Origin of the sequence: Kitasatospora phosalacinea (genome assembly GCF_000716545.1) — a bacterium.
Classification (GTDB): Bacteria; Actinomycetota; Actinomycetes; order Streptomycetales; family Streptomycetaceae; genus Kitasatospora; species Kitasatospora phosalacinea.
The window spans coordinates 195,712-209,231 of sequence record NZ_JNWZ01000001.1 but is presented as its reverse complement, the minus strand read 5'-3'; the positions used below and the strand labels follow the sequence as shown (position 1 = coordinate 209,231).

General features: G+C 76.4%; 14 protein-coding genes and 1 pseudogene. 9 read left to right on the top strand and 6 right to left on the bottom strand.

The features are described 5' to 3' along the window. Positions 1 to 142 precede the first annotated feature (142 nt). The 5 genes and pseudogenes from OO48_RS00995 to OO48_RS00980 form a co-directional block, all read right to left on the bottom strand. The gene (locus OO48_RS00995; protein WP_033211766.1) at positions 143 to 748 is read right to left on the bottom strand and encodes a flavodoxin family protein; all 606 of its coding nucleotides are present in this window, start codon (positions 746 to 748) and stop codon (positions 143 to 145) included. A gap of 94 nt (positions 749 to 842) precedes the next feature. Beyond that, on the bottom strand, positions 843 to 1,937 hold the full coding sequence (locus OO48_RS00990; RefSeq protein WP_033211764.1) for a carboxylate-amine ligase: 1,095 nt from the start codon (positions 1,935 to 1,937) through the stop codon (positions 843 to 845). A 57-nt stretch (positions 1,938 to 1,994) separates the two neighbouring features. Continuing rightward, on the bottom strand, positions 1,995 to 2,195 hold the full coding sequence (locus tag OO48_RS40535) for a DUF6098 family protein (protein WP_280842383.1): 201 nt from the start codon (positions 2,193 to 2,195) through the stop codon (positions 1,995 to 1,997). A gap of 155 nt (positions 2,196 to 2,350) precedes the next feature. Further along, positions 2,351 to 2,452, bottom strand: a pseudogene (locus OO48_RS40530) (hypothetical protein); the annotation flags it as partial. A gap of 79 nt (positions 2,453 to 2,531) precedes the next feature. Further along, positions 2,532 to 2,945: a CBS domain-containing protein gene (locus OO48_RS00980; protein ID WP_033211761.1), complete on the bottom strand. Its 414-nt coding sequence runs from the start codon at positions 2,943 to 2,945 to the stop codon at positions 2,532 to 2,534. A gap of 231 nt (positions 2,946 to 3,176) precedes the next feature. Here OO48_RS00980 and OO48_RS00975 point away from each other — a divergent pair, with 231 nt between their 5' ends. From OO48_RS00975 to OO48_RS00960, 4 genes are all read left to right on the top strand, one after another. After that, the gene (locus tag OO48_RS00975; RefSeq protein ID WP_033211759.1) at positions 3,177 to 4,475 is read left to right on the top strand and encodes a zinc-dependent alcohol dehydrogenase; all 1,299 of its coding nucleotides are present in this window, start codon (positions 3,177 to 3,179) and stop codon (positions 4,473 to 4,475) included. Positions 4,476 to 4,486: 11 nt separating this feature from the next. Further along, the gene (locus OO48_RS00970) at positions 4,487 to 5,416 is read left to right on the top strand and encodes a PfkB family carbohydrate kinase (protein ID WP_033211754.1); all 930 of its coding nucleotides are present in this window, start codon (positions 4,487 to 4,489) and stop codon (positions 5,414 to 5,416) included. 241 nt (positions 5,417 to 5,657) lie between these two features. Then, positions 5,658 to 6,218 (top strand): hemerythrin domain-containing protein, encoded by a 561-nt coding sequence (locus OO48_RS00965; RefSeq protein ID WP_033211752.1) that lies wholly within the window; start codon positions 5,658 to 5,660, stop codon positions 6,216 to 6,218. A gap of 217 nt (positions 6,219 to 6,435) precedes the next feature. Next, on the top strand, positions 6,436 to 6,942 hold the full coding sequence (locus OO48_RS00960; protein ID WP_033211750.1) for a hypothetical protein: 507 nt from the start codon (positions 6,436 to 6,438) through the stop codon (positions 6,940 to 6,942). A 454-nt stretch (positions 6,943 to 7,396) separates the two neighbouring features. Here the strand turns inward: OO48_RS00960 and OO48_RS00955 are convergent, their stop codons facing one another. Next, on the bottom strand, positions 7,397 to 8,623 hold the full coding sequence (locus OO48_RS00955) for a PP2C family protein-serine/threonine phosphatase (protein ID WP_051731575.1): 1,227 nt from the start codon (positions 8,621 to 8,623) through the stop codon (positions 7,397 to 7,399). Positions 8,624 to 8,784: 161 nt separating this feature from the next. Between OO48_RS00955 and OO48_RS34785 the strand changes: the two genes are divergently transcribed. The 5 genes from OO48_RS34785 to OO48_RS00930 all read left to right on the top strand — a co-directional run bounded on the left by OO48_RS34785 (position 8,785) and on the right by OO48_RS00930 (position 13,461). After that, positions 8,785 to 9,528, top strand: a complete 744-nt coding sequence (locus OO48_RS34785; protein WP_051731574.1) for an STAS domain-containing protein — start codon at positions 8,785 to 8,787, stop codon at positions 9,526 to 9,528. A 252-nt stretch (positions 9,529 to 9,780) separates the two neighbouring features. Next, the gene (locus tag OO48_RS00945) at positions 9,781 to 10,512 is read left to right on the top strand and encodes a GAF and ANTAR domain-containing protein (protein WP_051731573.1); all 732 of its coding nucleotides are present in this window, start codon (positions 9,781 to 9,783) and stop codon (positions 10,510 to 10,512) included. 37 nt (positions 10,513 to 10,549) lie between these two features. Beyond that, positions 10,550 to 11,290, top strand: coding sequence for a GAF and ANTAR domain-containing protein (locus tag OO48_RS00940; RefSeq protein ID WP_033211748.1), 741 nt, complete (start codon positions 10,550 to 10,552; stop codon positions 11,288 to 11,290). Between the two features lie 340 nt (positions 11,291 to 11,630). Further along, positions 11,631 to 11,930: a hypothetical protein gene (locus OO48_RS00935; protein ID WP_051731572.1), complete on the top strand. Its 300-nt coding sequence runs from the start codon at positions 11,631 to 11,633 to the stop codon at positions 11,928 to 11,930. Between the two features lie 139 nt (positions 11,931 to 12,069). After that, positions 12,070 to 13,461 carry a uracil-xanthine permease family protein gene (locus OO48_RS00930; protein WP_033211746.1) on the top strand — a complete coding sequence of 464 codons (1,392 nt, stop codon included), beginning with the start codon at positions 12,070 to 12,072 and terminating at the stop codon, positions 13,459 to 13,461. Positions 13,462 to 13,520 lie beyond the last annotated feature (59 nt).

The following is a 13,520-nucleotide window of genomic DNA, read 5'->3' as shown; positions in this document are numbered from 1 at the left end:
CCGCCGGGTACCGGGCGGTGGCGGTCCGCGCGGGCGGACGGGCGGCGGCACGGGTGGTCCGCGGCGGTGGAGCCGGACGGGCGGCTGCCCCGGGGGCGGACGGTCGGGCTCGGGGCGCGGCGGGTGGCGGCGGTGCCCGTCGTCACTGCGCGGGGGCGGGCCAGGGGCGGGCGGCGAGCGCCGAGGCGACGTGGTGCAGGTGCGCGGCCATGGTGCGGCCCGTGCTGTGTGCCCAGTCGTGGCCCTTCTCGTCGTCCAGGTAGTCGGGGCCGGGCCCCGGGCCGAGGTGCCAGTACGTCCATGCCTGGGCGGGGATCGTGTAGCCGATGTCGACCAGGCCGCCGCAGATCTCGCTGATGACGTGGTGGGCGCCGTCCTCGTTGCCGGTCACCACCACGCCGGCCACCTTCCCGTACGCGACGGGGACGCCGTCGTCGTCCGTCTCGGAGAGCATCGCGTCCATCCGTTCCAGGACGCGCTGCGCGACCGAGGACGGCCTGCCGACCCAGGTCGGCGAGGCGACGACCAGGATGTCGGCGGCGAGCAACCGCTCGTGGACCTCCGGCCACTGGTCGCCGTCGCCCATGTCGGTCTTCACGCCGGGCCGGATGTCCAGGTCGACGACCCGGACGGTGCCGACCTCCACCCCGCGTTCGGCCAGGGCACGGGCGACGTGGGAGGCGAGGGCCTCGGTGTTGGACGGTTCGGGCGAGGGTTTGAGGGTGCAGTTGACGATGAGTGCGCGCATGGCCGACGCGTACCCCGCCCGCCGGGTCACCAGGCCCGGCGGCCGTCCGGTCCACCCGGGTGGCGTCGGGACGCCCCGACCCCGGTCCGCGCCGTCACCTGCCGGCGGTCTCCTCGGTGATCATCCCGGTCAGTCCGGCGCGGCCGCCGTGGCGCAGTTCCGCACGCTGGCGCACCGCCCCGTTGCCGTGCCGGAAGAGGCGTTCGAGGCCGGCGGTGACCAGGCGGCGGTCCCCGGACCGGTCGAGTTGCGCCTCCACGTGGCCGAGCAGCGCGCGGACGGTGTCCTCGGCCCGGCGCAACCGGCCGGCGAGGGGGTCGAAGAGCTCCTCGGTGCTGCCGTACCGCGCCGCGTGCCAGTCCGCGCTCCTCAGCAGTTCGGGCAGCGGGTCGGCGCACCCGCCGTCCGACCCCGGCTGCAGGGCGCGGGCGGCCAGGCCGCGGACGATCCCGGCCAGGACCACCGCTTCGTCCGGCCTGAGCTGGACGTCCATCGCCCGCACCTCGACGGTGGGGTAGCGCTCGGACAGGCGGGCTTGCCAGTAGAGCTGGCCGGTGTCGCGGACGAGGCGGCCGTCGACGAGCGTGCGGATGCGGCGGTCGTAGTCCGCGGCGTCGGCGAAGGGCGGCGGGCACCCGCTGACCGGCCAGCGGCCGAACACGATCGTCCGCCAGCTCGCGAACCCGGTGTCGGCGCCCCGCCACAGCGGTGAGTTCGCGGCGAGCGCGGTCAGGACCGGGAGCCAGGGCCGCAACCGGTTCAGCACGACGACACCGGCCTCCCGGTCGGGCACTCCGACGTGGACGTGCATGCCGTTGATCAGCTGTTCGTCGATGAGCGCCGGGGCGTCCTGCCGCATCTGCCGGTAGCGGGGCGACGGGGTGACCGGCACCGGTTCCCGGTCGGTGAAGGGCGCGGTCCCGGACGCGGCCGGCAGGCACCCGCACTGCTGCGCCGCTTCGGCGAGGGCGTGCCGCAGCCGCAGCAGGTGGCCCCCGACCTCGTCGAGTTCCCGGCAGACCGGGGTCGCGACCTCCAACTGGGCCTGGAGCAGCTCCGGTTGGACCTCGCCCTCGTCGAGCACCGGGTGCAGGCCGGCCGCTTCGCGCACGGCGGCCGCCCGGGTGACCGGGACTCCGGTCACGGGGTCGACGAGCAGGTACTCCTCTTCCACACCGATGGTCAGCACGGCCCGCGCGTACCCGGGCGCGGGGGCGGCAACCGCGCGGCGGGCCCGCGTCGCCGGTCACCCGTCCGCGGTGCGGCGCATGGGCCCCCACCGGCCCGGCTGGTGGGTGATCTCGCGGTGCGCCTCGGCGATGACGTCCTCGCTGACGCGGGCCAGCGGGCGGACCTCGGTGAGGAGGGGCTCGTTGTCGGGGCCGCGGGCGGTCTCGGTGCCGGTGAGGATCCAGGGGTGGACGCCGGGCGCTTTGTCGCGCCGCAGGTGGCAGTAGTCGTACAGGCGGCGCGCACGTACAGCCGTCCGTCCCCGTGCGTGCGCAGGAGGTCGGCGAGCTCGTCCAGGCTGGTGATGTCGGGATGGGGGAAGGGCGTCAGCTCGTCCAGGCTGCCGGTGCCGTCCGCGAGGTCGGCCTCGGGGCCGCGGGACCAGCGCACGTACAGCCGTCCGTCCCCGTGCGTGCGCAGGAGGTCGGCGAGCTCGTCCAGGCTGGTGATGTCGGGATGGGGGAAGGGCGTCATGGTGCCGGAACGCTTCCGTGCGGGGTCCGGCCCCGGCCGGGCGGTGGTCGTCGCCCGGCCGGGGCCGGGGTGGCCGGGGTCAGGCGGAGATGGCCTCCAGCACGTCGCCGACCTTGGCGTCGGGCAGCGCGCGGGCCACGTCGGCCAGGGCGACGATGCCGACCAGGCGGTGCCCGTCGATGACGGGCAGGCGCCGCACCTGGTGGGAGCCCATGGTGCGCAGGATCTCGCCCGCCTCGTCGTCGGCGCCGATGGTGACGGCCTCACCCTGGGCGAGGTCACCGGCCTTCACCTGCCCGGGGTCCTTGCCCGCGCCGAGCACCTTCACCACGATGTCGCGGTCGGTCAGCACGCCCTTGAGCCGGTCGTCGGTGCCGCAGATCGGCAGCGCGCCCACGCCCAGCCGGGTCATCTTCTCCGCGGCCTCCAGGACGGACTCCTGCTCGCCGACGCACTCGGCGCCCTCGGTCATGATCTCGCGAGCGGTCGTCATCTCGATCCTCCTCCTCGTTTCCGGAACCTCCCCCCTCGGCGGGCGGCTGCCCAGGTGCCGCCCGGTCATGCATCCGCCGCCCGGCTCTTTCCGGCGTCGGGACCGGCCGCCGGGGTCTCCCGCTTCCGCCCCGACGGAGCCGCCGTTTCGCCGTCCGACGCGTCGGGCAGGCGCGGTCCGGGCCGGACGTCGTGCGGCCCCCGATCGCGGCGGACGAAAGGAGACGAGGACATGAAGGCCGTCGTGTGGCGCGCCGTCGGGGACATCGGGCTGGAGGACGTGCCCGAGCCGGGGATCCGGGACCCGTACGACGCGATCGTGCGGATCACCACGTCCGCGATCTGCGGAACGGACCTGCACTTCGTCCGCGGCACCATGCCCGGGATGAAGGAGGGCAGGGTGCTGGGGCACGAGGCGGTGGGCGTCGTCGAGGAGGTCGGCCCGGGGGTGCGCAACCTGCGGCCGGGCGACCGCGTCGTCATCCCCTCCACGGTGGCGTGCGGTACCTGCGGCTACTGCCGGGCCGGCTCCTACGCCCAGTGCGACCGGGCCAACCCCGGCGGCCCGTTGGCCGGGACGGTGTTCTTCGGCGGCCCCGAGGCCGCCGGCGGACTGGACGGACTGCAGGCCGAGTACGCGCGGGTGCCCTTCGCGCACGTCGGCCTCGTGCCGCTGCCCGACACCGTCGACGACGGGCAGGCGATCCTGCTGTCCGACGTCTACCCCACCGCCTGGTTCGGGACGGAGCTCGCCGAGGTCGGCGCCGGTGACACCGTGGCGGTGTTCGGTGCCGGACCGATCGGCCAGGCCGCGGTGGCCTGCGCCCGTCTCCGCGGGGCGGGCCGGATCCTGGTGGTCGACGGGATCGCCGACCGGCTGGAGCTGGCCCGCCGCCAGCACGCGGAGACCGTCGACTTCAACGCGGAGGACCCGGTGGAGGCGATCCGCGAACTCACCGGAGGCATCGGCGTCGACCGGGTGGTCGACGCCGTCGGCGTGGACGCCCAGCGGCCCGCGCGCGGCCCGGCCGCCCCGAGCGCCGAGGAGCGGGAGCGGTTCGACCGGGAGCGGGACGAGGCCGCTCCGGAGCGCGACCCGCACGGGCGGACCTGGGTGCCCGGCGACGCGCCGACCCAGGCCGCGCGCTGGGCCGTGCAGGCCGTCGCCAAGGCCGGGACGATCGGCACGGTCGGGGTCTATCCGCCGCAGGTGGAGCACTACCCGTTCGGCGAGGCGTTCATGAAGAACCTCACACTGAGGACCGGCAACTGCCACCACCGCCGCTACCTGCCGCACCTGGTGTCCCTGGTCGCCACCGGCGCCCTGGACCCGACGCCGCTGACCACCCGCTGGGCGGACGTCCAGGACGCCGTCGCGGCCTACGAGTCCTTCGACCGCCGCGAGCCCGGCTGGACCAAGGTCTCCCTGGGCCTCGGCGGCCCCGGCTCGGTGGCCCCCGGCCTGGGCGGGAACGCGGGCACCGGCGCCGCCACCACCGCCGGCACGGGCGCCGCCGGGTCGGCGGGCTGAGGACGGCCGCCGTGGACGGGCGGGAGCGCGGGTCGTGCGTCGTGGTGGTCGGGCAGGTCGGACGGGACCTGGTGCTGCGGGCGGACGGGCTGCCGGAGGCCGGCGGGTCGGCCGGTGTCGGGGAACGGTGGGAGGGGTTGGGCGGCAAGGGTGCCAACCAGGCGGTCGGTCTGGCCCAGCTGGGCGTGCCGGTGCACCTGGTCGGCGTGGTGGGCGAGGACGACGCGGGCGCCGCGGTGCTGCGGCAGGCCGGCCGGGACGGCATCGGCACCGCCTCGGTCGCCCGGCGCGGGCGGACCGCCCTGCTGGTCGACCTCGTCGACGCGCCGGGCAGCCGCCGGCTGCTGGAGGACGTCCCGCCGGAGGGCCTCGTCACCGTCGCGGACCTCGAACGGGCCCGCCCGGCCTTCGCGGACGCCGACACCGTCTCCCTGCAACTCCAGCAGCCCCCGGCCACCCTCCTGGCCGCCGCCCGCCGCGCCCGGCAGCACGGCGCGCGGGTGGTGGCGGACGGCGCGCCCGACCCGGCCGTCCGCGACGAACTGCTGTCCCTGGTCGACGTGTTGCGTGCCGACGCCACCGAGGCGGAGCTGCTCGCGGACCGGCCCGTCGGCTCCGTCCGGGACGCCCGCGCGCTGGGCCGCCGCCTGCTCGGCGCCGGTCCCGCCCTGGTCGCCCTCGCCGTTCCCGGTGCGGGCGACCTGCTGGTGTGGCCGGACGGCGAGCACCTCCTCCCCTTGGCGGACGTGCCCGTGACCGATCCGACCGGCGCCGGGGACGCCTTCGTCGCGGGCCTGGTCGCCGCGCTGCGGCGCCGCGCCGACCCGGTGTCCGCGGGCCGGCTGGCCGCGGCCGCCGCCGGTGCCACCGTCCAACGCCTCGGCGGACGCCCCGACCTGTCCGGGTCGGCCGCGGTGGCGAGCGCCGCCGCCGGCTCCTGAGCCCCGGGCGCGTTCCCGCTCCGCAGCCGGGGAGCGGGACCGCCGCGGCGTCCCCGGGACGGGCGGGCGGTTCCCCGTGCCGGACCCACCGCCGGACCCGCTCGCCGACGCGTCCGCGCGCCTCTCCGATCGGGTGATGTGCGCGCGGCGCGCCCGCACGTCCCGCCCTCCGGGGGAATCACTGCCGGCCGGGCGCGGGACGGATCCGGCCCGGAGACGACCGACGAGAGGCTGGTGTGCGATGGGGCACGGCGGGAACGTGATCGAGGAACTGACGGCCGACCACCGCGAGGTGGAGGAGATGTTCGGCCGGATCAAGGCGACCACCGGCGGCGGCCGGGAGCTGCGCGACCTGGTCGACGAGGTCACCATCGAGCTGGTACGGCACTCGGTGGCCGAGGAGCAGTACCTCTACCCGGCGGTGCGCGAGCACGTCCCGGGCGGCGACCGGCTCGCGGACAAGGAGATCCAGGATCACGACCGGGTCGAGGAGATCCTCAAGGAGTTGGAGGGGGCCGACGCCGACGACCCGCGGACGGGCCCGCTGCTGCAGCGGCTCATGGACGAGGTCACCGAGCACGTCCGGGACGAGGAGGACAACCTCTTCCCGATGCTGCGCCAGGCGTGCTCCGCCGAGGCGCTCGACGACCTCGGGGACAAGATCCGCCGGGCCAAGGCCGTGGCACCCACCCGGCCGCACCCCTCCACGCCGAACACCCCCACGGCCAGCAAGCTCCTGGGCCCGGGCGCGGGCCTGGTCGACCGGGCCCGCGACTTCGTCACCGGCCGCGGCAAGTCCTGAACCGGACCGCCACCGGCGGCACTCCGGCTTCGGGGCCGCGCCGCACGGCGCGGCCCCGAAGCCGTCCGGGCCCGGCCCGTGACGGAGGTCATGCCGCGGGGCGGGGGCCGCGGCCTACACTGATCGGCCACGAACGGGGCAGCGCGGCCCCGTGCCGACAGCTCGCACGCCGCCCGTCCCGGGCACCGGCGGGCGCCTTCCGCGAGGGACTCACGCCGTGCCCGCCGACCTCACCCCCGTCATAGCCGCGTCCGCCCGCTGGCTCCTGAACGCCTACCCGCCGCCGCCGGGCGCGCTCAGCCGCGCCCTGGCCGAGGCCCAGGCCCGGCAGGCCGCCGCCCTCGCCGCGGCCCTGCGCTACCCGACCGCGATCGACGGGCAACTGCTGGACCTCCTCGGCCCGGGCGGATCCGGCCGACTGGACGGGCTGACCGGCTGCGATCCCCGGCCCGACGACACCGCGTGGCGGACCTGGGTCGACGAGACCGTCGTCAGCTGGGCCGCCTGCCTCCTGGCCGACCCCGACCTGGCCGGGACCGCCCACCGGGCCCTCGACGCGACCGAGCACCGCACCGGCGCCCTGCGCCGCCTCACCGACCCGGGCACCCACGGCGCCGGAGCCACCGCCCTCCTGCGCCACCCCGACCTGACCGACGCCGTCGCCGGCCTGCACCGGACCGCCCTCCTGGCGGCGCTGGGCGTCCAAGGCGCCGAACCCGCCTGACACCGCCGGCACGGCCCGGGTCCCGTCCTCCGCCCGGGCCGGAACGGTCGGGGGCACGGGGGCTCGGCGACGGCCCCGGGAGCGGTCCAGTACGGCGATGCGCACCAGCAGCAGGACGACGAGGGCCCAGCGGAGCACCCACACCGCGATCCCCGCGGTCCTGCCGGTCGGGACGAGGAGCGCGAGCAGGGCCGCGAGGAAGCGGGGGCGCCACCACCGGCAGGCCAGGAGCCGGCGGCGGGCCGGCGCCCGGGCCGGGTGGCGGTCGCGGACGAGGTCTTCCTCGATCTGTCGGGGGACGAGCAGTTCGCGTCGGGTCGGCATCGTGTCTCCCGGACCGGCGGAAGCGGTTCACTCCGGTCGGCGCGTACCCGCCGACGCCCGTGCGACCGCGTGCGGTGTCCCGACTCCTGGCCGGTGGCCGGTGGCCGGGGACGGGCGGCCCGGGCGGTCCTCACCGTTCGGGGTGCCATTCGACGAGCATCACCGTGGCGTCGTCGCGCAGGTCGTGGTCGCGGTGGGCGAGGAGGGCGTGCATGAGCCGGCGCAGGGCCTCGGGTGCCGGGTGGCCGGTGGCGGTGGCCCGGACGACGGTGTCGACGAGGCGCTGCTCGCCGAACAGGTCGCCGTCGGCGGACCGGGCCTCGGTGACGCCGTCGGTGTGAACGAGGAGGCGGTCACCGGGCTGCAGGCGGGCGTGGTGGACGGGCACCGGCCGGTGGTGCTCCTCGATGCCGAGCGGAATGTGCGCCCGCCGCTCCAGCGCGCCGGGGACGATGCGGCCGGCGCGGATCAGCAGCGGCGGCGGGTGGCCGCAGTTGACCCAGGACAGGTGCCCGGTGGCGGTGTCGAGGTCGGCGATCACCGCGGTCAGCAGCCGGTCCGGGATCCAGCGGGTCAGCGTCGTGTCGATCGCTTCGGCGATGTCGGCGAGCGTGCCGTCCGCGCGGCGGGTGGCGCGGCAGGCGGCGAGGGCGACGGCGCTCGCCCCGCCGGACGCGAGGTCGTGCCCCATCGCGTCGACCACGGTCAGGTGCAGGAGGTCGCCGGCCAGGCTGTGGTCGAAGGCGTCCCCGGCCACCTCGTAGGCGGGCTCCAGGGCGGCGCTGGAGGTGACGCTGCGGGTGCCGATGGTCCGGGGCGGCGTGAACGCCCACAGCAGCTCCGACTGCAGGCTCATCGGGCGGGTCCGGACGGTGCGCACCAGGACGTCGCCGACGGCGGACTTCGACACGACGAGCAGGGTCACCAGGGAGGCCAGGGCGCGGGCGCGGTCCAGCAGCGGCCCCGGCGGGACGTGCGCGCCGACGCGCAGCACGCCGATCTGCTCGACCCCGTCGGCCAGGGGCACCCACCCCGTCCCCGGCGGTCCGGCGGACGTCTCGACCCGCCTGGTGCGGTAGGCGCGGCCCGCCAGCGTGCCGTCGACGTGCAGCGCGTCCGGCGGCTGCCGCAGTTCCGGATCGGGCAGCGGCACCAGCAGCCGCTGCTGCAGGTCGGCCAGGAAGACCTCCGCACCGCCCAGGCCGAGCGCCCGCGCCGCGCCCGCCACCAGGGCGGGGACCTCCTGCGGGGCGGTCCGGTGCGAGGCCGCCAGCACCTCCGCGAGCACCGCGCCCAGGACCGCGTCGCCACCACCGTGCGGCGCCCGCCCGGCGGCGCCCGACCCGTCGACATCCATCCGGCCACCTCCGCCCGGCACGCCGCGCCCGCTCCGCCACCGACGCTACTCCGGGGAGGGCCGCCCCGGCAGTCCGGGAGCGGCGTGCCCGGGCCAGGCGTTGACCGGCCGTACGGGCCGAACCATGCTGGAAGGGGTACCAGCTGCCGGAAGGAGCAGCCATGAGGCCACGAGCGCGGAACCACGCGTCCCCCGGTTCCGGCGCCGGTGCGCGGCTCGTCGTCGAGCGGCACGTCCGTCCCGGCGCCACCGGTGTCGTGGTCCGGGGGGCCGTCGACACCGACAGCGCGCCGGAGCTGCACCGGGCGCTGCGGTCGGGGCTGCGCGCGAGTCGGCGCTCCCTGGCCCTGGACCTGTCCGGGGTGTCCTTCTGCGACTGCGCCTGTCTCAACGTCCTGCTCGAACTCCGCCGCAGGGCGGGCAGCACCGGCCGGTGCCTGACCGTGAGCGGATGCAGTCCGGCGGTGCTCCGCCTGCTCGACCTGACCGGAACGCTCGACGTCCTGTTCCCGCCCCGGCCCGCCCGCTCGGGGCCGGCCGCCCCGCCCCGGCCCGGGCGCGTCCGGGCGGGCGGCCGCGCGGAGCTCCTGCGGCGCCACCGCGCACGGGTCGGGGCGACCGGGCGGCGGGCCGTCGCCGTCGGCTGCACGACCGTGCGCGTCCCGCTCGGGGCCGACGGCGCGGCCGTCGTCCGGCGGCCGGCCGCGCGCACGGCGGTCGAACGGGCCAAGGGCGTGCTCGCCGAGGTCTCGGGCGTGAGCCCGGACGTCGCCGGGGCCGTGCTGTCGGCCCGCGCGCGGCGCACCGGGCGGAGCGAGGCCCAGGTGGCCCGGGAGATCGTCGGCGGGCTCACCGCCGTCACGGGCTCCGGACCGCCGGCCGTCGCGGGGAGACGGAGAGCGTGACGTGGAGAGGGACGGCGGGGCCGGACCGCCGCCCGCCCGCACGCGGCCGTCGCCGGAACGGGGCGTCCCCGACCCGGCGCGCCGCGGGCCCAGCCCTCCGGCCCGCCCGTCCGGGAGGGCCCCGGTGCGGGGGCGCGGCCTGGCGGGAGGTGCGCGCCCCGGGCACGGGGCGCCCGTACCATCGGTACCGGACGGCGGCGACCGGGTCGTTCCGGGGCCGGGCGGGCCGGAGGACGCGATCAGGGTGGTGGCATGAGTGAGCAGGCCCGTACGGGTCGCATCCTGGCGGACGCCGTCGCCCGCGAGGACGGCACGCCCCTCCCCGACCGCCTGTGCGCCGCCTGCGTCGAGGCGCTGCCCGTCGCAGGCGCCGCCATCGCCCTGACCGGCGACCACGACGCCCCGCCGCACGCCCTGTTCGCCAGCGACGGCGCGGCCGCCTCCGCGGAGGAACTCCAGTTCACCCTGGGCGAGGGCCCCTCCGTCGAGGCCCTCCGCACGGGGCGGCCGGTCCTGGCCTACGACCTCGCGGGGCCGGGCGGCGACCGCTGGCCCGTCCTCGCCTCCACCCTGCCGAGCGCCCCGCCCCGCATCGCCACGATCCTCGCCTCCCCCCTGCGACTGCACGGCAGCCCGTTCGGCGTGCTCAGCCTCCACCGCCACCACGGGGCGCCGTTCCGCCAGGAGGACCTGGCCGCCGTCCGGATCGCGGTCGACACCAGCACCCTCGCCCTGATCGCCGCCTTCGAGGAGGCCCCCGGGCTCCCCTCGTGGCTCGACCGGCCGGGGGCGGACGGCGTGGAGGTGGACCAGGCCGTCGGCATGATCATGGTGCAGCTCGACGCCCCGGCCGACACCGCCCTGGCCCGTCTCCGGGCGAAGGCGTTCACCGAGGGCGCGTCGGTGGGGGACCTCGCGCGCGAGGTCGTCGCCCGGCGGCTGCGCTTCACCGACGACCGGACGGACAATGACCGACAGCCGTAGAAGGGGCGTAGCGTTGGCAGGGAAAGCGGAGGTGGCCATGGAACCGGAGAGGCGCCAGGACGAGGCGTTCGCCGGCCTCACCGAGTCGCTGGTCACCGACTTCGACCTCGCCGAGGTCCTGACCCGGGTCACGGAGTACTGCGTCACCCTGTGCTCGGCCGCCGGGGCGGGCATCGTGGTCGTGGACGCGGACGGTTCCCTGCGCGACGTCGCCTATTCCAGCGACGCCGTCCGCCGGCTGGAGTCCTTCCAGACGAGCCTGGACGAAGGTCCCTGCGTGGACTGCGCCCGCACCGGTCGGGCCGTCGCGGGCGTCGAGCTCGGCGCCGCGGACGACCGGTGGCCGCGTTTCGCCCCCGCCGCGCGGCAGGCGGGCTACGCCTCCGTCCGGGCGCTCCCGCTGCGCGCCGGCAGCACCGTGGTGGGCACCCTCAACCTGTTCGACACCGAGGTCGGCGGCGCGCCGGGAGCCGACATGCTCAGGGCGCAGACCCTCGCCGACCTCGCCGTGATCGCCCTGCTCCAGCACGGTGCCGGAAACGCGCCGTCGCGGGTCAGGGAGGGGATCGCCCACACCCTGCGGACCCGCTCCCTCATCGAACGGGCCAAGGGCATCCTGGCCGAGAGCGGCGGCCTGACCATGGACCAGGCCGACCTGCTGCTGCGCAGCCACTCCCGGAACAACGGCGACGGCGGGCTCAGCCTCCTCGCCGGGAAGCTCGTCAACCGCGAGATCCCCGCGCACCACGTCCTCTCCCCCACCGACTCCCCCGCCTGACGCACCGGACGCCCAGCGGCCGGAAGGTTCCGGCCCCCGGCCCGGCTCCGACGGCCTCTCGGCGGAAGTGGCCGGCCACCTCGAGTACGAGACGCCCGCGGACGTGTCCCGGGCGGTGGGCCGAGCCCAGTTACCGGCCGGCGGCCGGGCCCGGTTCGCGGGACGTCGCCACGGGGAGTCTTGCCAACTGTCCGACGCTCCTTGAATAGTGGGCGCCGGGGCCCGGCGGTCGCGCCGGTCGGCTCTGCGGCCAGGGTGGGGGTTCGGCATGGCACGGCAGGTTCGGGGGCCCGATTTCGGTGCGCTCCACCGGAGTTCTTCCGTCATCGGCATCCCGGGGGTGCTCTGGCAGCTCGGGCGACGGTTCGTCCTGGTGTTCTGCGTGGTGCTGCTCGTCGGGCTGGTGGTGATGCGGCCGGACAACGCCCTGGTGAAGGCCGCGATCGTGGTGGGGATCCCGCTGGTGATCTACGGCATCGCCTTCTCCTGGCGCCGGTTGGCCGGACGGCTCGGCGTGTGTCAGTGCTACCTCCGCGCGGACGGCGTGATCGTGACCGACCTCTTCGGCCGGGTCCGGGACGCCTTCGCGGGGGACCTCGTCCGCCTCGCCAACGAGAAGATCGGCGCCTCGGGGGCCTGACCCGGAGCGGGAGACCGCGGGAACCGACACCGGCTCCCCTCGAACCTCCTGCCCCGCGGCCGGGGGATCATGGTGCGGTCAGCGCGTGGTCCCGGAGTCCGCTTCGGGGGCGGTCCGGTCGAGTGGAACAGGGAACGGCATGAAGGTCGGGTTCGGGTGGAAGCTGCACGGGGACGGGCGCTCGCCGCGGCCCGGGGCGGTGGTGCGGCCGGACGAGCGGCTGTCCTGGGGGCGGACGGTCGGGCTCGGGGCGCAGCACGTGGTGGCGATGTTCGGGGCCACGTTCGTGGCGCCCGTCCTGATGGGGCTGGATCCGAACCTCGCGGTGATGGTGTCGGGTGTGGCGACGGTGTTCTTCCTGCTGGTGACGCGGGGCCGGATCCCCTCCTACCTGGGCTCCAGCCTGTCGTTCGTGGGTGTGGCGGCGGTGATCAGGAGCCAGGGCGGGGACGCGGCGACGCTGACGGGCGCGCTGCTGGTGGTGGGCGCGGTGCTGGCGGCGTGCGGGGCGGTGGTGCAGGGGTTCGGGGCGCGGGTGATCCACGCGGTGCTGCCGCCGGTGGTCACCGGCGCGGTGGTGATGCTGATCGGGTTCAACCTGGCGCCGGTGACGGCGGGGACGTACTGGCCGCAGGACCAGTGGACGGCGCTGCTGGTGATGGCGTTCACGGCCCTCGCCCTCGTCGTGCTGCGCGGGTTCTGGTCGCGGATCGCGATCTTCCTGGGGCTGGTGTTCGGGTACGCGGTCTCCTGGCTGTTCGACCGGGTCTTCGGGAAGATCGATTCCTCGGTGGGCGGCGGCCCGGCCACCGAGCACTGGCGCCTGGACCTGTCGGGCGTCGGCAAGGCGGACTGGATCGGCCTGCCCTCGCTGCACGCGCCGAGCTTCTCGGCCTCGGCGGTCCTGGTGGCGCTGCCGGTGGTGGTGGCGCTGATCGCGGAGAACGCCGGGCACGTGAAGGCGGTCTCGCAGATGACGGGTGACCCGCTGGACGACCGGATGGGCACCGCGATCATGGCGGACGGCGCGGCGACGGTGCTGTCCACGGCGGTGGGCGGTCCGGCGACGACCACGTACGCGGAGAACATCGGCGTGATGGCGGCGACCCGGGTGTACTCGACGGCGGCGTACTGGTGCGCGGCCGGCTTCGCCGTCCTGTTCGGCCTGTGCCCGAAGTTCGGCGCGGTGGTCGCGGCGATCCCGGGCGGGGTGCTGGGCGGCATCACCGTCGTCCTGTACGGCATGATCGGCCTGCTGGGCGCGCAGATCTGGATCCACAACCGGGTGGACCTGACCAACCCGCTGCACCTGGTGCCGGTCGCGGCGGGCGTGATCATCGGCATCGGCAACGTGACGCTGAAGTTCACCGACGACTTCGAGCTCGGCGGCATCGCGCTGGGCACCCTGGTCGTCCTGCTCGGCTACCACGGCCTGCGCGCGCTGGCCCCCGCCCACCTGAAGTCGGATCCGGCCGCGGACGGCCCGCTGCTGGACGAGGGCACCAGCGCCTACGACGACGACCGGGGGTAGCGGGTTCAGTCCGCCAGGCCGTCGAGGTAGTCCTCGTACACCGCGACCTTGTGCCGGAT

Bases quoted from the DNA above. Each gene is read 5' to 3' on its own strand.
- OO48_RS00965 (WP_033211752.1), top strand. From the start codon at position 5,658: ATGGGGCACGGCGGGAACGTGATCGAGGAACTGACGGCCGACCACCGC.
- OO48_RS00980 (WP_033211761.1), bottom strand. From the start codon at position 2,945: ATGACGACCGCTCGCGAGATCATGACCGAGGGCGCCGAGTGCGTCGGC.
- OO48_RS00955 (WP_051731575.1), bottom strand. From the start codon at position 8,623: ATGGATGTCGACGGGTCGGGCGCCGCCGGGCGGGCGCCGCACGGTGGT.
- OO48_RS00940 (WP_033211748.1), top strand. From the start codon at position 10,550: ATGGAACCGGAGAGGCGCCAGGACGAGGCGTTCGCCGGCCTCACCGAG.
- OO48_RS00995 (WP_033211766.1), bottom strand. From the start codon at position 748: ATGCGCGCACTCATCGTCAACTGCACCCTCAAACCCTCGCCCGAACCG.
- OO48_RS00945 (WP_051731573.1), top strand. From the start codon at position 9,781: ATGAGTGAGCAGGCCCGTACGGGTCGCATCCTGGCGGACGCCGTCGCC.
- OO48_RS00975 (WP_033211759.1), top strand. From the start codon at position 3,177: ATGAAGGCCGTCGTGTGGCGCGCCGTCGGGGACATCGGGCTGGAGGAC.
- OO48_RS00930 (WP_033211746.1), top strand. From the start codon at position 12,070: ATGAAGGTCGGGTTCGGGTGGAAGCTGCACGGGGACGGGCGCTCGCCG.
- OO48_RS34785 (WP_051731574.1), top strand. From the start codon at position 8,785: ATGAGGCCACGAGCGCGGAACCACGCGTCCCCCGGTTCCGGCGCCGGT.